The sequence below is a fragment of the Streptomyces sp. NPDC107498 genome, from assembly GCF_055582805.1.
The window spans coordinates 16,919-35,851 of the sequence record NZ_JBVJPE010000008.1; the positions used below are offsets into that span (position 1 = coordinate 16,919).

Annotated in this window: 20 protein-coding genes; 8 read left to right on the forward strand and 12 right to left on the reverse strand. The window is 70.6% G+C overall.

Features of this window, described 5'->3' with window-relative positions:
- Positions 1–9: 9 nt before the first annotated feature.
- The gene (gene hemB / locus ACZ66Z_RS15990) at positions 10–1,014 is read left to right on the forward strand and encodes a porphobilinogen synthase (RefSeq protein WP_469934576.1); all 1,005 of its coding nucleotides are present in this window, start codon (positions 10–12) and stop codon (positions 1,012–1,014) included.
- A gap of 6 nt (positions 1,015–1,020) precedes the next feature.
- Here hemB and ACZ66Z_RS15995 read toward each other — a convergent pair whose 3' ends face one another.
- Positions 1,021–1,809: a DUF4253 domain-containing protein gene (locus ACZ66Z_RS15995; RefSeq protein ID WP_469934577.1), complete on the reverse strand. Its 789-nt coding sequence runs from the start codon at positions 1,807–1,809 to the stop codon at positions 1,021–1,023.
- A 109-nt stretch (positions 1,810–1,918) separates the two neighbouring features.
- On the opposite strand from ACZ66Z_RS15995, the gene ACZ66Z_RS16000 reads away from it, so the two are divergent.
- Positions 1,919–2,188, forward strand: coding sequence for a DUF1876 domain-containing protein (locus ACZ66Z_RS16000; RefSeq protein ID WP_093878787.1), 270 nt, complete (start codon positions 1,919–1,921; stop codon positions 2,186–2,188).
- Positions 2,189–2,256: 68 nt separating this feature from the next.
- Here the strand turns inward: ACZ66Z_RS16000 and argS are convergent, their stop codons facing one another.
- Complete coding sequence (argS, locus tag ACZ66Z_RS16005) at positions 2,257–4,026, reverse strand: arginine--tRNA ligase (RefSeq protein ID WP_469934578.1); 1,770 nt, start codon at positions 4,024–4,026, stop codon at positions 2,257–2,259.
- Positions 4,027–4,223: 197 nt separating this feature from the next.
- On the opposite strand from argS, the gene lysS reads away from it, so the two are divergent.
- On the forward strand, positions 4,224–5,945 hold the full coding sequence (gene lysS / locus ACZ66Z_RS16010; protein WP_469934579.1) for a lysine--tRNA ligase: 1,722 nt from the start codon (positions 4,224–4,226) through the stop codon (positions 5,943–5,945).
- Positions 5,946–6,035: 90 nt separating this feature from the next.
- On the opposite strand, the gene ACZ66Z_RS16015 is transcribed toward lysS, so the two are convergent.
- The 3 genes from ACZ66Z_RS16015 to ACZ66Z_RS16025 all read right to left on the reverse strand — a co-directional run bounded on the left by ACZ66Z_RS16015 (position 6,036) and on the right by ACZ66Z_RS16025 (position 9,274).
- Entirely contained in the window at positions 6,036–7,334 is a 1,299-nt protein-coding gene (locus ACZ66Z_RS16015) for a DUF2637 domain-containing protein (protein WP_469934580.1), read from the reverse strand.
- 120 nt (positions 7,335–7,454) lie between these two features.
- Positions 7,455–8,192, reverse strand: coding sequence for a DUF3558 domain-containing protein (locus tag ACZ66Z_RS16020; RefSeq protein ID WP_469934581.1), 738 nt, complete (start codon positions 8,190–8,192; stop codon positions 7,455–7,457).
- A 137-nt stretch (positions 8,193–8,329) separates the two neighbouring features.
- Positions 8,330–9,274 (reverse strand): DUF3558 domain-containing protein, encoded by a 945-nt coding sequence (locus ACZ66Z_RS16025; RefSeq protein WP_469934582.1) that lies wholly within the window; start codon positions 9,272–9,274, stop codon positions 8,330–8,332.
- 174 nt (positions 9,275–9,448) lie between these two features.
- Here ACZ66Z_RS16025 and ACZ66Z_RS16030 point away from each other — a divergent pair, with 174 nt between their 5' ends.
- Positions 9,449–10,642 (forward strand): RtcB family protein, encoded by a 1,194-nt coding sequence (locus tag ACZ66Z_RS16030; RefSeq protein ID WP_469934583.1) that lies wholly within the window; start codon positions 9,449–9,451, stop codon positions 10,640–10,642.
- Positions 10,643–10,696: 54 nt separating this feature from the next.
- Here ACZ66Z_RS16030 and ACZ66Z_RS16035 read toward each other — a convergent pair whose 3' ends face one another.
- From ACZ66Z_RS16035 to ACZ66Z_RS16045, 3 genes are all read right to left on the reverse strand, one after another.
- Positions 10,697–11,566, reverse strand: a complete 870-nt coding sequence (locus tag ACZ66Z_RS16035; protein ID WP_469934584.1) for a hypothetical protein — start codon at positions 11,564–11,566, stop codon at positions 10,697–10,699.
- Between the two features lie 142 nt (positions 11,567–11,708).
- Entirely contained in the window at positions 11,709–12,473 is a 765-nt protein-coding gene (locus tag ACZ66Z_RS16040) for an SDR family NAD(P)-dependent oxidoreductase (protein ID WP_469934585.1), read from the reverse strand.
- Between the two features lie 65 nt (positions 12,474–12,538).
- Complete coding sequence (locus tag ACZ66Z_RS16045; protein WP_469934586.1) at positions 12,539–12,874, reverse strand: YnfA family protein; 336 nt, start codon at positions 12,872–12,874, stop codon at positions 12,539–12,541.
- A gap of 9 nt (positions 12,875–12,883) precedes the next feature.
- On the opposite strand from ACZ66Z_RS16045, the gene ACZ66Z_RS16050 reads away from it, so the two are divergent.
- Entirely contained in the window at positions 12,884–13,432 is a 549-nt protein-coding gene (locus ACZ66Z_RS16050; protein ID WP_469934587.1) for a hypothetical protein, read from the forward strand.
- 19 nt (positions 13,433–13,451) lie between these two features.
- Here ACZ66Z_RS16050 and ACZ66Z_RS16055 read toward each other — a convergent pair whose 3' ends face one another.
- Positions 13,452–14,867: an FAD-dependent oxidoreductase gene (locus ACZ66Z_RS16055; protein ID WP_469934588.1), complete on the reverse strand. Its 1,416-nt coding sequence runs from the start codon at positions 14,865–14,867 to the stop codon at positions 13,452–13,454.
- A gap of 114 nt (positions 14,868–14,981) precedes the next feature.
- Between ACZ66Z_RS16055 and ACZ66Z_RS16060 the strand changes: the two genes are divergently transcribed.
- Entirely contained in the window at positions 14,982–15,542 is a 561-nt protein-coding gene (locus ACZ66Z_RS16060; RefSeq protein ID WP_469934589.1) for a TetR/AcrR family transcriptional regulator, read from the forward strand.
- A gap of 67 nt (positions 15,543–15,609) precedes the next feature.
- The gene (locus tag ACZ66Z_RS16065; RefSeq protein WP_469934590.1) at positions 15,610–16,095 is read left to right on the forward strand and encodes a MarR family winged helix-turn-helix transcriptional regulator; all 486 of its coding nucleotides are present in this window, start codon (positions 15,610–15,612) and stop codon (positions 16,093–16,095) included.
- Between the two features lie 50 nt (positions 16,096–16,145).
- Here ACZ66Z_RS16065 and ACZ66Z_RS16070 read toward each other — a convergent pair whose 3' ends face one another.
- The gene (locus ACZ66Z_RS16070) at positions 16,146–16,883 is read right to left on the reverse strand and encodes a Mut7-C RNAse domain-containing protein (RefSeq protein WP_469934591.1); all 738 of its coding nucleotides are present in this window, start codon (positions 16,881–16,883) and stop codon (positions 16,146–16,148) included.
- 100 nt (positions 16,884–16,983) lie between these two features.
- On the reverse strand, positions 16,984–17,835 hold the full coding sequence (locus ACZ66Z_RS16075) for an NmrA family NAD(P)-binding protein (RefSeq protein WP_469934592.1): 852 nt from the start codon (positions 17,833–17,835) through the stop codon (positions 16,984–16,986).
- 111 nt (positions 17,836–17,946) lie between these two features.
- Between ACZ66Z_RS16075 and ACZ66Z_RS16080 the strand changes: the two genes are divergently transcribed.
- Entirely contained in the window at positions 17,947–18,393 is a 447-nt protein-coding gene (locus tag ACZ66Z_RS16080; RefSeq protein WP_469934593.1) for a GNAT family N-acetyltransferase, read from the forward strand.
- Here ACZ66Z_RS16080 and ACZ66Z_RS16085 read toward each other — a convergent pair.
- Positions 18,390–18,929 carry a GNAT family N-acetyltransferase gene (locus ACZ66Z_RS16085; protein ID WP_469934594.1) on the reverse strand — a complete coding sequence of 180 codons (540 nt, stop codon included), beginning with the start codon at positions 18,927–18,929 and terminating at the stop codon, positions 18,390–18,392. The genes ACZ66Z_RS16080 and ACZ66Z_RS16085 overlap by 4 nt on opposite strands.
- Positions 18,930–18,933 lie beyond the last annotated feature (4 nt).

An 18,933-nucleotide genomic window follows, 5' to 3' on the forward strand; every position in this document is an offset into this window, starting at 1 on the left:
CTCGGATTCATGAACTCGTACGGATCCTTTCCCGGGGCGCGGCCGCGGCGGCTGCGGACGACTCCTGCCATGCGCCGGATGGTGGCCGAGACACGGCTGCATCCCGCCGACCTGATCCTGCCCGCGTTCGTGCGCGAGGGGATCACCGAGCCCGTGCCGATCCGGGCCATGCCCGGGGTCGTGCAGCACACCCGGGACACCCTGCGGAAGGCCGCCGTGGAGGCGCTGGAGGCCGGGGTCTCCGGGATCATGCTCTTCGGCGTGCCCGAGGACGCGAAGAAGGACGGCGCCGGGACGGCCGGCACGGACCCCGACGGGATCCTCCAGGTCGCCATCCGGGACGTGAAGGCCGAGGTCGGCGACGACCTCGTCATCATGTCGGACCTGTGCCTCGACGAGTTCACCGACCACGGCCACTGCGGCGTCCTGGACGCCGAGGGCCGCGTCGACAACGACGCCACGCTGGAACGTTACGCCGAGATGGCCCAGGTCCAGGCCGACGCCGGCGTCCACGTCGTCGGCCCCTCCGGAATGATGGACGGCCAGGTCGGAGTCGTCCGCGACGCCCTGGACACCATCGGCAAGGAGGACGTGTCCATCCTCGCGTACACCGCGAAGTACTCCTCCGCCTTCTACGGCCCCTTCCGCGAGGCCGTCGGCTCCTCCCTCAAGGGCGACCGCAAGACCTACCAGCAGGACCCCGCCAACCTCCGCGAGTCGATGCGCGAGCTCGCGCTCGACCTGGAGGAGGGCGCCGACATGGTCATGGTCAAGCCGGCCGGACCCTACCTGGACGTGCTCGCCAAGGTCGCCGCCTCGGTCGACGTACCCGTCGCCGCGTACCAGATCAGCGGCGAGTACTCGATGGTCGAGGCCGCCGCCGAGAAGGGCTGGATCGACCGCGACAAGGCGATCCTGGAGACCCTCACCGGCATCCGCCGCGCCGGCGCGCAGATGATCCTCACCTACTGGGCCACCGAGGCGGCGCAGAACCTGTCCCGCGGGCATCGATAGTCCGGGCTAGTCCCACCAGAAGCTCCACACCGGAGCGTCGAGCAGGGCCTTCCGGGCGTACCCGCGCAGGGTGGCAGTGTCACGGCTCCCCTGCGTGATGTTGTCCGGACAGAAAGCGAAGTGCTCCGCCGCCACCGCCTCGGCCTCCTCCACGGTCCGGGGCGGTGCCGCCACCGACACCACCAGCCGGTCGAAGGTGAGCGCGACGACACGGACGCCGAAACGGTCCTCCCAGGAGCGCAGCACCGCGCACAGGCGGGCCACGTCGTTCTCGTGGTTCAGCGGCCCGCCCCAGCCGATGACCGCCGGTATGTCGGCGCTCCGCCGGGCCGGCACCAGCGCCGGACGCGCGTCCGCCAACCAGAAGCCCGGCTCCGTCAGCAGCTCCGCGACATCGGCCGCCGCCCGGTCCGGGTCCGTGTCCAGCGGCCGCGCCGGAGCCAGGCCCGGCCAGCCGGCGGCGGCCGAAGCCCCGACCTCGTCCGCCGCGTAGTACCCCCAGAACCCGGCGAGCACCTCGTCCGCGTCGTGGTCCGCCGGGTCGCTCATCCGCCCCGGCTCCAGCTCCCACCTCTCCAGGCCCCACCCACCGCCCAACAGCACCGGCAGCAGCCCCGCCGTCCGCGCCGCCGGACGCAGCGCCGCCCAGGCGGCGGGCCCCGCCGCGCCGTGCCCCGACCAGAGGTACGGGGCGTCCGCCGGACCCGTGAGGGCACCGGGCGGCAGGTCGAGGCCGAGGGAACGGCCGGTCGGATCGGACACGAGCCTGGGCAGCTGGTTCGGGATCATCGCCATGACCAGAAGGTAGGGCGAGCCACTGACAACGGGGCGAGTGGTAGGGCGGCACCGGGCGGCGCACCCTGGAGTGGTAGCCGACAGGTCCTCGGTGGAGGTGGTCCTCATGATGCACACGCTCGTCGGATGGCACGTGGAGATGGAGTTCCAGGAAGAGGGCGACCGGACCCGCGCCGCGGCCATGGTCCGGCTCGGCGACGGCACCGAGTTCCGGGCCCACGGCACCGCCAACCGCCACCCCTCCGACCCCGACCAGCTACGGGTGGGCGAGGAGATCGCCGGCGCACGCGCCCTCATGGACCTCGCCTCACAACTCCTCCAGAAGGCCCACAAGGAGATCGACGAGGTGTCCGGCCGGACCTCGCACGAAATCCGCTGACGACCCGGTGACAAGACGACGAAGCCCCCGGCACGGCGCACCGTACCGGGGGCTTCGTACCGGACGTCTCAGAGGCGCTCGGGCGTCCGGATGCCCAGCAGCGCCATGCCCTGGTGCAGCGTGCGGGCCGTCAGGTCGCAGAGGAAGAGACGGTTCTCCGCGACCTCCCGCGCCGGCTCCGGCTTGATGACCGGGCACTGGTCGTAGAACGTCGTGTACAGCGAGGCGAGCTGGTACAGGTACGCCGTGAGCTTGTGCGGCGCGTACTCCTCGGCCGCTTCGAACACCGTCTCGGCGAACCGGTCCAGGTGCAGACCGAGCGCCCGCTCCGCCGGAGCGAGCTCCAGCTCCCGGTGGGCGACGGGAGTGCGGTCGCCCGCCTTGCCGAAGATCGACTTGATGCGGGCGTACGCGTACTGCAGGTACACCGACGTGTCGCCGTTCAGCGACACCATCTGGTCCAGGTCGAACTTGTAGTCACGCGCCGCGGACGTCGACAGGTCGGCGTACTTCACCGCCCCGATGCCGACGTACCGGCCGTTCTCGACGATCTCCGTCTCGGACAGGCCCACCTTCTCGGCCTTCTCGCGGACGACCGCCGTCGCCCGGTCCACGGCCTCGTCCAGCAGGTCCACCAACCGCACCGTCTCGCCCTCGCGGGTCTTGAACGGCTTGCCGTCCTTGCCCAGGACCGTGCCGAAGGCCAACTGGACGGCCTTCACCTCGTCGTTCAGCCAGCCGGCCCGACGGGCCGTCTCGAAGACCATCTTGAAGTGCAGCGACTGGCGGGCGTCCACCACGTACAGCAGGGAGGTCGCCTTCAGGTTCTGCACCCGGTCCCGGATCGCCGACAGATCCGTCGCCGCGTACCCGAAACCACCGTCCGACTTCTGCACGATCAGCGGCGTCGGATTGCCGTCCGGGCCCTTCACGTCGTCGAAGAACACGCACAGCGCACCCTCGGAGCGGACCGCGACGCCCGACTCCTCCAGGATGCGGCAGGTCTCCACCAGCATGTCGTTGTACCCGGACTCGCCGACGACGTCGCCGTCCCGGATGTCCATGTCCAGCTTGTCGAAGACCGAGTAGAAGTAGATCTTCGACTCGTCGACGAACCGCTGCCAGAGCGCGAGCGTCTCCTCGTCCCCGGCCTGCAGGTCCACCACGCGCGCACGGGCCCGCGTCTTGAACTCCTCGTCCGAGTCGAACAGCGCACGCGAGGCCTTGTACAGCCGGTTCAGGTTCGACATGGCCTCCTCACCGGAGACCTCGGCCTCCGACGAGTGGTCCAGCTCGTGCGGATGCTCGATCAGGTACTGGATGAGCATGCCGAACTGGGTGCCCCAGTCGCCGATGTGGTGACGCCGGACCACCGTCTCGCCGGTGAACTCCAGGATCTCGACCATCGCCGCGCCGATCACGGCCGACCGCAGGTGACCGACGTGCATCTCCTTGGCCACGTTCGGCTGCGCGTAGTCGATGACCGTCGTGCCCGCCGACTCGTCGAACGGCACGCCGAGACGCGCGTCCGCCGCACGGGCCGCCAGGGTGTCGACGATCGCCGCGTCCGTCACCGTGATGTTCAGGAAGCCGGGGCCCGAGACCTCGATCTCCTTCAGGACGTCATTGGCCGGGATCGCCTCAACGACCTTCGTCGCCAGCTCGCGCGGATTGCCCTTGAGCCGCTTCGCCAGCGCCAGGATGCCGTTGGCCTGGAAGTCGGCCCGGTCGCTTCGTCGCAGCAGCGGGTCGGCGGACGCGGCGTCCGGCAGAGCCGCCGAGAGGCCGTCCGCGAGACGCTGCTGCACGGTCGAAGCGAGGGAAGGGACCGAGGCCATGAGCTTCCGTTCCTGTAGTGAGGTGTTCGGTGGTCTTTTTCGCTTGTGCAAGTGTCCCATGGGAGAGCAACGTGTTTTCTCCGCCTGTGGACGACCCCGGGCTGTGGACAACCTCCGAGCGCGCCGATCCGTCTGGGACAATGACAGACGTAGAGCTGTAAGGCTTCGAGGCTTTCAGGAAAGAAGGACGTACGACCGTGGCTCAGAGCAGCACCGAGACCGACTGGGTCTCCCGTTTCGCGGACGAGGTCATCGCCGAGTCGGAGCGACGTGCGCCTGGCAAACCGGTCGTCGTCGCCTCCGGGCTCTCCCCGTCCGGCCCGATCCACCTCGGCAACCTCCGCGAGGTCATGACCCCGCACCTGGTCGCCGACGAGATCCGCCGCCGCGGACACGAGGTCCGGCACCTCATCTCCTGGGACGACTACGACCGCTACCGCAAGGTGCCCAACGGCATCGAGGGCATCGACGCCTCCTGGGCCGAGCACATCGGCAAGCCCCTGACCTCCGTCCCGGCCCCCGCCGGCTCGCCCCACCCCAACTGGGCCGAGCACTTCAAGGCCGCCATGGTCGAGTCCCTCGCCGAACTGGGCGTCGAGTACGACCCCATCAGCCAGACCGAGCAGTACACCGCCGGCACCTACCGCGAGCAGATCCTGCACGCGATGAAGCACCGCGGCGACATCGACGCCATCCTCGACCAGTACCGGACGAAGAAGGCCCCGAAGAAGCAGTCCCAGAAGCCCCTCGACGAGGCCGAACTGGAAGCCGAGGAGGGCTCCGGCGCCGCGGGCGAGGACGACGGCTCCGGCGGCGTCTCCGGCTACTTCCCGTACAAGCCCTACTGCGGACAGTGCGAGAAGGACCTCACCACCGTCACCTCGTACGACGACGACACCACCGAGCTCGCCTACACCTGCACGAACTGCGGCTTCGCCGAGACCGTCAAGCTCAGCGAGTTCAACCGCGGCAAGCTGGTCTGGAAGGTCGACTGGCCCATGCGCTGGGCCTACGAGGGCGTCGTCTTCGAGCCCTCCGGCGTCGACCACTCCTCACCCGGCTCCTCCTTCCAGGTCGGCGGCCAGATCGTCCGCATCTTCGACGGCGTCCAGCCCATCGGCCCCATGTACGCCTTCGTCGGCATCAGCGGCATGGCCAAGATGTCCTCCTCCAAGGGCGGCGTGCCCACCGCGGCCGACGCCCTGAAGATCATGGAGCCCCAGCTCCTGCGCTGGCTCTACGCCCGCCGCAGGCCGAACCAGTCCTTCAAGATCGCCTTCGACCAGGAGATCCAGCGGCTCTACGACGAGTGGGACAAGCTGGAGGCCAAGGTCGCCGACGGCACCGTCCTGCCCGCCGACGCCGCCGCCCACTCCCGCGCCGCCCGCACGGCCGCCGGCGAACTGCCCCGCACCCCGCGCCCCCTCCCGTACCGCACCCTCGCCTCCGTCATGGACATCACCGCCGGCCACGACGAGCAGACCCTGCGGATCCTCACCGAACTCGACCCCGAGAACCCCGTCACCTCCCTCGACGAGGTCCGCCCGCGCCTCGACCGCGCCGAGAACTGGATCACCCACCAGGTCCCGGCCGACCAGCGCACCATCGTCCGAGAAGAACCCGACACCGCACTCCTCGGCTCCCTGGACGACGAGGGCCGCGAATCCCTCCGACTCCTCCTGGAAGGCCTCGACACCCACTGGTCGCTCGACGGACTCACCACCCTCGTCTACGGCGTCCCGAAGATCATGGCCGGACTCGACCCCGAGGCCAAGCCGACCCCGGAACTGAAGCTCGCCCAGCGCGCCTTCTTCGCCCTGCTCTACAAGCTCCTCGTCAGCCGCGAGACCGGCCCCCGCCTGCCCACACTGCTGCTCGCCGTGGGCGCCGAACGGGTGCGCAAGCTGCTCGGCGCCTAAGCGCCCGAGCACGTGACCTGAACACGTGAAAAGGGGCCGCCACCCGGAGAGATCCGGGCAGCGGCCCCTTTCACACGCGCACCCCGTGCCCTACGGAGCGTCCACGTCGGCCCTCGCCTGCTGGACCCGCTCCTGCGCACCCGGCACCGCCTGCCGCAGCAGATCGATGTCGGACACCGGAAACTCCGGCATGCCGTACTGCTCGGCCACCAGCTGAGCCAACTCGTCCTCGGCCGGGAACCGCCCGTGCTCCAGCACGTACGACCCCATGACCTTGTAGACGACGTCCTCGAACTCGTTGACCTGCGGCTCCGGCTGCTCCACGTACTCCGGGTACTCCACGAACTCCTCCGGACCCGCCGGAGGCACGTCCTCCGGCCCCTGCGGCACCGGAACCGGCATCGGCTCGAGACCCTCCACGATCTGCGGGTTGTACGTACCCTCGTACGCCTCCGGAGAGACCTGCGACGCGTCGAACCACGGACTCTCGTGATTCACCGGCCCACCCGGCCCCTGCACCGCACCCGGCCCCTGTGCCTGACCCGGCACCTGCACCTGACCCGGCACCTGCGCCTGACCCGGCACCTGCGCCTGCGCCGGAAGCTGAGCCTGCGGCGCCACCGACTGCCCGGGCTGCCCGACCGACACCGCCTGCGCCGAAACCGGCACCGCCTGGGAAGACCCCGGAGGCAACACGGCCGGCTCGATGCCCGCCGCCGCCAACCCCGCCGGAGCCGTCTCCGCCAACGGCACCCCGTACCGGGCCAACCGCAACGGCATCAACGCCTCCACCGGAGCCTTGCGCCGCCAACCCCGCCCGAAACGCGCCTGCAACCGGGCCTGATAGATCAGCCGCTCCTGCTCCAGCTTGATGACCTGCTCGTACGAACGAAGCTCCCACAGCTTCATCCGACGCCACAGCCGGAACGTCGGCACCGGCGAAAGCAACCAGCGGGTGATCCGAACACCCTCCATGTGCTTGTCGGCCGTGATGTCCGCGATCCGACCCACCGCGTGCCGCGCCGCCTCCACGGCCACCACGAACAGCACCGGAATCACCGCGTGCATCCCCACACCCAGCGGATCCGGCCAAGCGGCCGCACCGTTGAAGGCGATCGTCGCGGCCGTCAGCACCCACGCGGTCTGACGCAGCAACGGGAACGGGATCCGCAACCAGGTCAGCAGCAGATCCAGCGCGAGCAGCACACAGATGCCCGCGTCGATGCCGATCGGAAAGAAGTACGAGAAGGTGCCGAAGCCCTTCTGCAGAGCGAGCTCGCGCACGGCGGCGTACGAACCCGCGAAACCGATCCCCGCGATGATCAGCGCACCGCCGATGACGAGGCCGATGAGTATTCGGTGTGTGCGTGTCAGCTGCATCGCGGCCACCCGCGATCCCCTCCCGTCATTCGACATCCCGCGCGCACAGAGTGGCACACGTGAGCGAAGCCCGGCCCCCGGGGGAGGGACGGGCTCCACGCTCACACGACACTCTGCGCTGGTTTGTGACTACTTGTTGGCTGCCGCGACCGCCGCGACAGCCTCCTTGACCGCCTTCACCGCACCATTCGTGACGGTCTTCTCCGACGGAGTGTCCGCACCCGCGTAACCCGCACCGTTGTACGACAACAGGACCAGCACATTGCCCGTACGCGCCACCACCGACGCGTACACGAAGTCCTCGCCCGTCTTGCGCAGCCGGTACGTGACCGTCTTCGCCTCGTCCCCGATGCCCGCAGACGTCACCGTCCGCAACTGCTTCGCACCCGGAGTCGCCTGAACCTTCGCGAGCTCCTTCGCGAGATTCTCCTGCGCCCGCTCCTGACCGCTGCCCAGTGCGGCATCGGACTCGTACCGGTAGAAGGACACGTCCAGCCAGCGGTACTGCGAACCCTCCACACCCTTGTCCTCGAGCCCGTTCCACGAACAGCCGCCACGACTGGTCAGATCACTGGAGGCGGCCGGCGTGCCGTTCTTCGTCTTCGCCTTGGGCACCAGGGACGCCGTCGTCTTCGCGGAGACCGACTTGCACACCACCGGCAGCTTCGCGAACCTCGCCGGCTCGACCGCCTTCGTCGTCTGCGAGGGCGACGGCGTCACGGACGCCGACGCGGACGGCCCGGCCGACCCCTCCGCCTTGCCGGAATCACCGGAGCCCGAAGAGCACCCCGCGGCGACGAGCATCACCGGGACGGCGGCACAGGCGAGTATGCGGGAGAGTCGCGTTCGCGGAGCTGATCGCTGCATGGTTCCTTCAGTCGCTTGTCGTACGGTCCGGCCGACGACCCGCCGGCCGCAGCCACGGGCACACGGCCATGGATACGGCCACGGGTACGCCGACACGTTACGTGGTCGCCACCCGCTCACGGAGCGGATGCGAACGGCTACTCCTCCAGCCGATCGGCGAGCTGCCGAGCCAGATTCCGGGCCTTTTCCTGCAGTTCCGCACTGCCGGGGGCCTCGACGGAACCCGTCGTCTGCACCCGGTACCAGACCGTCACGATCACGTTCGATGTGCGGAAGACCACGCTGACAGCACGCTGATGACTGTTCGCACCGACCGCGCTGGGCACGTCGTCGAGATACGCGACGTCCCCCAGGCCGTCGAGGACACGCGGCTCCAGACCGGTCGCGGACGAATCGACACCCGGGGTGGCGGAGCCGGTGGGGGAGCCCGTGGGAGCACTGGTGGGCGACCCCGTGGGAGTGCCGCCCGCCGACGGCGCCTTGCCCGCCAGGGCGACGGTCCCCACGGACGGCTTGGCCGTACCCGCGGCCGTGGCCGTGGCGGAAGGGGTGCCCGTCGCCGGAACCGCCGGGGTCGTCGTGGCAGTGGGCGGCGGCGTGGGCACCGGGATGCCCGCCGCGAGCTGCTTGCGGACGTACACCTCCTGCGCCCGGTCGTCGTCGCTGACGGCCGCGTCGTACGACACCACCCGCTCGACGTCCAGGGAGAGCCGGTGCGAGGTCTCCGGGGTGTCGGCCTTCCACGTGCAGCCGACGCGCCGGTCGGTGTCGTACGTGACGGCCGCGACGCCCCGGTACGCCTTGTCGCGCTCGGCGTCGGGCAGCGCGGCGGCGCCCGGGAGCAGGTCCTTGAGGGTGGCCTGCGGGACGGCGCCACAGGGCTCGAAGAGGGTGCTGTAGCGGCCGGGGGGCGGGACGGCGGCGGCGGCCTGGCCGGCCTTGGCGTCGACGGCGACGTCGTCCGCGGGGGTTCCGGCGGAGCACGCGGTGAGGCCGGCCCCCAGGCCCAGGCCGAGTGCGAGGGCGACGGCGGTGCGAGCCGTGGGCCCGGTGCGGCCGGGTGCGTACCTCTTTCGCTGCACGGTCCCAGGCTCCCTTCACCCGAAGTCTTTCCCGAAAACTGTTTGCCGCGCGAACCCGGCCGATGGACACAATGTCTATCGCACACGCAGCCGTTGATGTCGCTCCCCTGTCACCTGTACGGGCTTTGGCTCCGGTTTTTGCGTTATCAGACTTTTCGGGGGAATTGAGGAAGTATGTCGTACGTAGAGGTACCGGGCGCGAAGGTGCCGATCAGGATGTGGGCCGACCCCGCCTCGGTCGAGGGCGGCGCCATGCAGCAGCTGCAGAACGTGGCGACGCTGCCGTGGATCAAGGGCCTCGCCGTGATGCCGGACGTGCACTACGGCAAGGGCGCGACGGTCGGGTCCGTGATCGCGATGCAGGGTGCGGTCTGTCCGGCGGCGGTCGGTGTGGACATCGGCTGCGGGATGTCGGCGGTGAAGACCTCCCTGACGGCGAACGACCTGCCGGGCGACCTGTCCCGCCTCCGCTCGAAGATCGAGCAGGCGATCCCGGTGGGCCGGGGGATGCACAGGGAGATGGTGGACCCGAAGCGGCTGTACCAGTTCCCGACGGCGGGCTGGGACGACTTCTGGTCGCGGTTCGACGGGGTCGCGGACGCGGTGAAGTTCCGGCGGGAGCGGGCGGTTACGCAAATGGGAACCCTTGGCCAGGGCAACCACTTCGTGGAGCTTTGCGTTGATATGTACGATTCGGTATGGCTCATGCTGCACTCCGGGTCCCGGAACATCGGCAAGGAGCTGGCCGAGTACCACATCGGCGAGGCGCGGAAGCTTCCCCACAACCAGGGTCTCGTCGATCGTGACCTGGCAGTGTTCGTCGCGGACACCCCGCAGATGGCGGCCTACCGGCACGATCTCTTCTGGGCGCAGGAATACGCGAAGTACAACCGTGCGATCATGATGGCGCTCTTCCAGGAGGTCATCCGAAGAGAGTTCCGCAAGGCCAGGGTGACCTTCGAGCCGGTGATCTCCTGCCACCACAACTACGTGGCGGAGGAACAGTACGAGGGCATGGACCTGCTGGTCACGCGGAAGGGCGCGATCCGGGCCGGCTCCGGGGAGTTCGGGATCATCCCGGGCTCGATGGGCACGGGCTCGTACATCGTGAAGGGCCTCGGGAACGCGGCGTCCTTCAACTCCGCCTCGCATGGCGCCGGCCGGAAGATGAGCCGGAGCGCGGCGAAGCGGCGCTTCTCGACGCGGGACCTGGAGGAGCAGACGCGGGGCGTGGAGTGCCGGAAGGACTCGGGCGTCGTGGACGAGATCCCGGGCGCCTACAAGCCGATCGAGAAGGTGATCGACCAACAGCGGGACCTGGTGGAGGTCGTCGCCAAGCTGAAGCAGGTCATCTGCGTGAAGGGCTGAGAGCGAAAAGGGGCGGGGTGCGCGTGTGGCACCCCGCCCCTGCTTCGTGCTGGGTTACTGGGCAGGCATGGGTGTCCGGCCGGTGCTGAGACGCCACAGGCGCATGTTGCAGCTCTGCTCGGTGCGGTCGAGCGCGAGGGCTGCGGCGGCGGGGTCGCCGAGCCGCAGCAGCTCGCGATCGTCTGCTGCTGTCCAGCGTCGGCGAGGGGGTGCGATCTTCATGTCTGCCGGACGTACCCAGGTCTGGATTGCGGCCGCATTGGCCTTCTTGTGGTCCAGGGCGAGGCAGCCGGGGTAGTAGAGGTGCTTGGCGAGTTGCTGCGCCTGCTCCTTGAAGTACGTGATGACGTAGACCTGGTCACGGGTGTTGCGGCGGGCGAGGCGCTCGGTGCCCGTGATCTTCTTCGCGTAGTGGCACAGATATGCGGCCAGGGCCGTACTGGCCGACGTGAACGAGAGGAACGGGAGGCCCTTCGAGGTCCAGCCGAGCGATCCGTCGGCGTCGATGACGCCGCGGAGGTAGTCCGGCCGGGAGAACTCGAAGCGGGGCGGCCGGATGACCCGTGACTTCTTGCCGTAGGGGATTCCGAGCTCGTTGATGATGGTTCTGGCTTCGAGTGCGCACAGGGTCCACGTGGCCGAGTGGTGCTGCTCGGCGAAGTTGGTGGTGCGGACCCGCTCTGTGACGGAGCTGTAGTACGGCGTCAGGCGCTGGAACTCGCGGAGGATGTGGATGTCCCGCGCATTGATCTCGGCGGTCAGCTTTCCCTTCTGGCCCGCGCCGCGGGCCAGGTGCCCGTCGGCTTGCAGGAAGCCGTACATGTAGGCGTAGTCGGGGTCCTTGAGGTCCATGAAGGACGGCGCGGTGGGGGTGAGGGCGCTGATGTCGAACAGTGTGGGCGCGCTAGTGTCTGGTTCAGCCATGGGAAGAGTTGCCTTCCTGATGGTGAGGCCCTCGGCCGGGACTGCAATCCCTGCCGAGGGCCGTTCTGTATGGAGTTGTTTTCGACGTTAGGGCGCGTCTTCGGTGGACGTGTGGGTGATCGAGGGGGTTCACCCGGACGTGTCAGAGCTCGCGGTGGACCTTCGTGTTGGAGGCCTGGGCTCGGGGGCGGACCACCAGGAGGTCGATGTTGACGTGCGGGGGGCGGGTGCAGGCCCAGGTGATGGTGTCGGCCACGTCGTCGGCGGTGAGGGGTTCGGCGACGCCCGCGTAGACCTTGGCGGCCTTGTCGGTGTCGCCGCGGAAGCGGGTGGTGGCGAACTCGTCGGTCTTGACCATGCCGGGGGCGATCTCGATGACGCGGACGGGGGTGCCGACGATTTCCAGGCGGAGGGTTTCGGCGAGGACGCGGGCGCCGTTCTTGGCGGCGACGTAGCCGGCGCCGCCCTCGTAGGTGGAGTGGCCGGCGGTGGAGGAGAGGACGACCACCGTGCCGTCGCCGCTGGCGGTGAGGGCGGGGAGCAGGGCTTGGGTCACGTGGAGGGTGCCGAGGACGTTGACCTCGTACATCCGGCGCCAGTCCTCGGGGTCGCCGGTGGCGACGGGGTCGGCGCCGAGGGCGCCGCCGGCGTTGTTGACGAGGACGGCGAGGGTGCGGAAGGCGGTGGCGAAGTCGTCGACGGCGGCGCGGTCGGTGACGTCGAGGGCGTAGGCGGTGGCTTGGTGGCCGGCTTCGTTGATCTCGGCGGCGAGGGCTTCGATGCGGTCCTTGCGGCGGGCGGTGAGGACCACGCGGTAGCCGGCGGCGGCCAGTTGTCGGGCGGTGGCGGCGCCGATTCCGCTGCTTGCTCCGGTGATGACGGCGATGGGGGTACCGGGGCCGGTCATGACGTGCTCCTCGCGCGGGTGGTCGATTACGTCGGTCGCCCGGTCAGGATAGGTGGGGGTGTGGGTCAGCGGCCTCGTGGGGCGTACATGATCACGGCCATGCCGGTGAGGCAGATCAGGGCGCCGACGACGTCCCAGCGGTCGGGGCGGTAGCCGTCGGCGGCCATGCCCCAGGCGAGGGAGCCGGCGACGAAGACTCCGCCGTAGGCGGCGAGGACGCGGCCGAATTCGGCGTCGGGCTGGAGGGTGGCGACGAAGCCGTAGGTGCCGAGGGCGATGACTCCCGTGCCGATCCAGATCCAGCCGCGGTGTTCCCGTACGCCTTGCCAGACGAGCCAGGCGCCGCCGATCTCGAGGAGGGCGGCGAGGACGAACAGGGCGAGGGAGCGGGCGATCGACATGGGGGCAGCGTGTCATGGGACACGCGGGCTGATGGGTTGTCAGAAGATGTGATGATTGCTGGGTATTTTTGCCCCATGCGTGGATTGCGGAAGGGTGTGCTCGGGGTCGTTCTCGCGGCCGTGGTGGTGGGTGTGGGGACCGGTGCCGGTGCTGTGGGGCCGGTGGTGAGCGGGGAGGAGGCGGATCTTTCTCATCACGGGCACGTGTCCCTGTGGGACGGGAGGGTCGGTGTCTGGTTGGTCAGTGAGAACCGCGGGCCTTCCGACGTCTCCCAGGCGACGGTCCGGCTCGCCTTCTCCGAGCCGATGGCGGGCGGTCGGGAGCTGCCGCCGGCCTGTCTGTGGAGCAGTGACCGGGTGGTGTCCTGTCGGACGGGCGCGCTCCGGGCCGTGGGGGGCGTGGGTGAGCTGGCGCTCGATCTGCGGACCGCGGCTTTTCCGGAGGAGATGACGGTCGAGATCAGCACGCCCTGGCGGGACGGGGTGGCCGACCGGAATCCCCGGAACGACCGGCACCGGGTTCTGGTGCTGGCCACCGGGGATCCCTATGTCTTCTGAGTCGGGCCGGGGCTGATCTTCAGTTGCTCGCCCAGTGGACGTATCCGTCCGGGCGGACCAGGACCGCGGCCTTCTTCGTCGGGTCCGTCCAGGTGGCCCGCACGGGGTGCTTCGGGGTGACGGGGGCGGTCGCGGGTGGTGTCGGGGTCGTTCCCTCCGGGGCGATCAGGACGAATTCGCCGCGTCGGAGCAGTTCGTGGAGTCGTCCTTCGCGCAGGTGGAGGTCGGGTGCGCGGCGGCCGGAGGGGCGGCCGGTGCCCGGTGCGGGGGCGTAGGAGATCCCGATGCCGCTGATCAGGTCCATGGCGCGGGCCGAGGCGGGCGGGACCGCGCTCAGGAGGCGGGTGGCGAGGGAGCGGGCGGCGCGGGTGAGCGGGGTGCGGGCCATCGCGAGGCGGACGAGGGCGCCGCTGCTGCGGAGCACCATGGTGCCGACGGGGTGGCGCTCGGACTGGTAGCTGTCGAGGAGGGCTTCGGGGTCGGGCGTCTCGCCGCGGAGTGCGGCGGTGAGTTTCCAGGAGAGGTTGGCGGCGTCCTGGAGGCCGGTGTTCATGCCCTGGCCGCCGGCGGGGGAGTGGACGTGGGCGGCGTCTCCGGCGAGGAAGGCGCGGCCGACGCGGTAGGCGGGGGCCTGGCGCTCGTCGCTGTGGAAGCGGGAGATCCAGCGGGGGTCGTGCATGCCGTGGTCCGTGCCGAGGGCCTTGCGGGCGATCTCGCGGACCTCGTCGAGGTCGACGGGTTCGCTGTCGGCGACCTGGCGGGTGCGGGTCCAGCCCATGACCCGGTACCAGCCGTCGCCGAAGGGGGCGAGGAAGGCGAAGGTGTCTCCGGAGCCGGCGACGCTGAACGAGTCGGTGGGTTCCTCGGTCAGGCGCACGTCGGCGAGGACGATGGAGCGGATCACGGAGTGGCCGGGGAAGGGCAGGCCGAGGGCGGTGCGGACGGCGCTCCGGACGCCGTCCGTGCCGACCAGGTAGCGGGCGCGGAGGGTGAGCGGGGTGCCGTCGGGGTCGGTGAGTTCGGCGGTGACGCCGTCGGCGTCCTGGCGCAGTCCGCGGAGCTCCGTCTCGTGCCGGAAGGTGACGCCCGCGGCGACCGCCCGGCGTTCCAGGAGGCGTTCGACCTCGTACTGGGGGGTGACGAGCAGGTGGTTGAAGCGGGTGGGCAGTCGGGTCAGGTCCAGGTCGAGGCGGCCGAAGAGTCGTGCGGTGGTCAGGGTGGTGCCGGTGGTGAGGAGTTCGTCCGCGAGGCCGCGGGCGTCGAGTTGTTCCAGGGTGCGGGCGTGGACGCCGAAGGCGCGGGTCATGTTGCCCAGGGCGTGTGGGCGGCGCTCGACGAGGGTGACGTCGATGCCGGTGGTGGCGAGGTCTCCGGCGAGCAGGAGGCCGGTGGGGCCCGCGCCGATGACGAGTACGTCCGTGTCCGTGGTGCTCATGGCTGCCTCCAAGGTGCCCACGACCGTTTGCCAACAACTGTTGGTCAACGCTTGTTGGCAACGGTAGGGCGGCTCGAATGGCGTGTCAACACCCGTTGGCCTACAGTTGTTGACATGACGACCGTCCGCCGCTCCGACGCCACCCGGGCCGCCATCCTGGAGGCCGCCCGCGAGCGCTTCGCCTCCGACGGGTACGAGCGCGCCACCATCCGGGCCATCGCCCGCGACGCCGGGATCGACCCGTCGATGGTGATGCGCTACTACGGCAACAAGGAGGGGCTGTTCGCCGCCGCCTCCGAGGTGGAGATCGGCCTGCCCGAACTGGGCGCCCTGCCCGCGCGGCACGTCGGGGCCGTCCTGGTCACGCACTTCCTGGAGCGCTGGGAGAGCGACGAGGTCCTCACCGCGATGCTGCGGGTGGGGGTCACCAACGAGGCCGGGGCCGCGCGCATGCAGGCGATCTTCGCCCAGCAGCTCGGACCGGTCACCCGGGGCGTCTGCCCCGACCCGGCGGACGCCCCGCGCCGGGCGGCGCTCGTGGCGTCCCAGATCCTCGGCATGGCCCTCACCCGGTACGTGCTGCGCCTGCCGCCGGCCGTCGAGATGTCCGCCGAGGAGATCGTGGCCTGGCTGGGGCCCACCGTGCAGCGCTACCTCACCGCCGAGGCGCCCTGAGCGGCCGGAGTCCGCCGGGGCCGACCCGTTTCGTGACGCGGGAGTGCCCGGCTCGTACGATCTCTGCATGACGCAGAAGAGTTCCGTCCGGCGCGAAGCGCTCATGAGCGAGCTGCACGGCGAGGCCCGCCGCTACATGGCCGCCTACGTCCTGTTCAACCAGGCCGTCGCCGATCACCTGGGGCTCCACCCGACCGACGTGCAGTGCCTGAACCTGCTCAGCCTGGAGGAGGGGCCGGTGACCACCGGGCGCGTCGCCGAGCTGACCGGGCTCACCACCGGCTCCGCCACCCGCCTCGTCGACCGGCTCGAACGCTCCGGCTACGTGACCCGCGAGCGCGACACCGAGGACCGGCGCCGGGTCCTGGTGGCCCTCGCCCCCGAGCGGATGGCGGAGCTCGGCGACCTCTGGCGGAAGCTCAACAGCACCTGGGGCACGATGTTCGACGTCTACAGCGACGCCGAGGTCGCGCTGCTCATCGCCCACATGCGGCGCACCGTCGAGGTCAGTGCCGCGCAGATCGAGCGGTTGCGCGGGGGCGAACTCGGCTGACGGGGCGGCGGAGGTGGTGCCGGGTGGTGCCGGGGCGGTGACGACAGGCCCTAGTGGGCCGCCGCCCCGCCGAACTCCCGCACCGCGTCGGAGACGATCGCCTCCAGGCGCGCGTGGTGCGCGCCGCGCCAGTAGACCCGGCCGCACTCCACGCACTCGGCGAACACGTCGTAGGTCTTCTCGGTGCCCCGCTCCAGACGCTCGCGCACCGTGTCCTTGTCGGCGTCGCTCAGCTCCCCGTTGCACGCCGTGCAGCGGGTCCAGGGCGCCAGCGGCGGGGCGAAGCGCTCCAGTACGTCCCGGAGCTGGTCGTCCGGCCGGTCGCTGTAGACATAGGCGCCCGCCCACAGTTCGCGGCGGCGCAGCAGACCGCGGTCCCGCGAGAGCATGACGCGCCGCTCGCGCGCGGAGAGCGCGGCGAGGGCGGGGTCGCCGATGTCCTCGCTCTCGTACGCCGCGTCCACGCCGAGCAGGCGCAGGCGCCGGGCCAGCGTGCCGAGGTGCACGTCCAGCAGGAACCGGAGCGGTGCGCCCGGCACCGGCTGCGGGCGGACCACGTCCTCCACCTCGACGGTCTCGCCCGCGCCGGGGACGTGCGAGGCGTCGACGGGCCGCCCGTCCACCAGGAGCCGGCCGGCCTCGGTGAGCGGCACGCCCAGCGACTCCACGACGTGGCCGAGCGACGAGGTGCCGTCGGTGGTCAGCGGGGTGCGGCCGGAGCGGCGGTCCGCCGGGACGAAGAGGTGGAGGGCGGGGGCGAAGCTGATCTGGATCTGTGGTCCGTTCACGGGGACAGGATGGCATCGGGGGTCGGGGGTGGCCAGGGAATTCGGTTCCGGAGGGGGCGTGCGGGGGCGGCGTCCGGCGGGACGGTCGCCCGTGAGGGGGTCACCGGCGGAAGGCCTCCGCGTGGTCCGTGGCCCAGGTGGTGAAGGTGCGGGCCGGGTGGCCCGTCAGGTCTTCGACCGTTCTGGTCAGGGGGACCGGGCGGCCGTCGTGGGAGGCCCAGTGGGAGAGCAGGGCGTCCGCGAACGGCTCCGGGACGAAGGCCGCCACCGACTCCTTCCACTCCTCGGGGGTGACGGTCGTGTACGGCGCCGGCCGGCCCGTCACCTCCGCCAGGATCGCCAGCTGCTCGGTGAAGTCCAGCGACTCGGGGCCGGTCAGCAGGTACGAGGAGCCGCGCAGCCGGGGTTCGGTGAGCACCGCGAGGGCGGCTTCGGCGACGTCCCGCTCGTGGATCGGGTCGCCGTGCGCGTGGGGGTAGGGCAGCGCCGGGCCGTGGCCGTCCTCGAGGGCCCGCGCCCACTGCAGGGCGTTGGTGGCGAAGGCGCCCGGCTGGAGGTGGGTGGCTTCGAGGTCGCCGGACTCCGCGGCGGCCGACAGGGCGCGCTCGGCCGCGAGGTGCGAGGCCGCGACGGCGTTCTCCGCGGCGTCCGGTGCGAGGACGGAGCTGGAGGAGAGCAGGACGACGTGCTCGACTCCGGCGGCGCGGGCCCGGTCGGCGAAGGTGGCGGCGTGCGCGGCCTCGGCGTACAGGAAGACGGAGTCGACGCCCTTCAGGGCGGTGTCGAAGGTGGCCGGATCGGTGAGATCGCAGCGCACGGTGTCGACGCCCGGCGGTGGGGACAGGTCCGCGGGGTTCTTGGATCCGGCCCTGACCTCGACGCCCGCGGCGTCCAGCAGGCCGATCAGGGTGGCGGCGACACGGCCGCGGCTTCCGGTGACGAGGACGGTCATGAGGGGCCTCCAGGATTCTCTGCCTTGCGCATTCTCTTCGTGTTGCAGATAAATATCCGTGAGGGCGTCTTGTCCGTCAACCCTGAGAAAACCTGGGGTACTGTCCCCGGCATGAAGATCATCGACCTCGCCCCCGGCGACCCCCGGCTGGAGAGCGACCTCCTGCCGGTGCTCCGCGAGCTCCGCCCCCACCTCACCCCGGAGCTCTTCCGCGAGGTCTACGAGGCCGGTCACCCCCAGGGGCTGCGGTTCAGCGCCGCCCACACGGACGGCGGCCGCTGCGTCGGCGCGGCGGGCTGGCGGATCGTCAACAACACCAGCTCCCTGCGCAGTCTCTACGTCGACGACCTGGTGACCGCCGCCGACGACCGCTCCACCGGTGTCGGACACGCGCTCGTCGCCCACCTGGAAGGCCACGCCCGCGCGGCCGGGTGCCACGAGCTCACCCTCGACTCCGGCACCCACCGCACCGGCGCCCACCGCTTCTACCTGCGCGAGCGCTTCGACATCGTGGCCTTCCACTTCGCCCGGTCGCTCACCGCCCCGGACGCGGGCTAGCCGAGGTCGGACGCCGGCCGGCCGAGGTCGAACCGCCAGTCGTTGCAGCGCATCGGATTCCCCGGCGGATACTCGAACTCCCGCTCACCGAGCAGTTCGAACCCCGCCTTGCGGCACACCGCGTTCGACGCGGCGTTGTCCGCGGACGGGAACGCGTGCAGCCCGCGGCGCAGCCCCGCGGCCCGGGCCTCGGCGACCACCGCGCGCGTGGCCGCCGTCGCGAGGCCCCGGCCCTGGAAGCCCGGCAGCACCGCCCAGCCCGTCTCGTACACGGGCTCGCCGTCCCAGGTCCGCGCCCAGAAACCGATGCTGCCCACCACGACCTCCTCCGGCAGCAGCACGATCCGGAACATGCGCCCCGCGCCCGTCCCGTCGGCGCTCAGGTCCACGTACCGCCGGTGTCTTCCGACGAGCTGCTCCTCGGTCTCCGGGCCGCCGAGGTGGTCGGTCAACTCCGGTGCGTTCAAGGCCCGCAGCAGGCCGGCGTCCGCCTCGGACCAGGCTTCCAGCCGTACGGATGAGGTGTCGTAGTCCATGCTC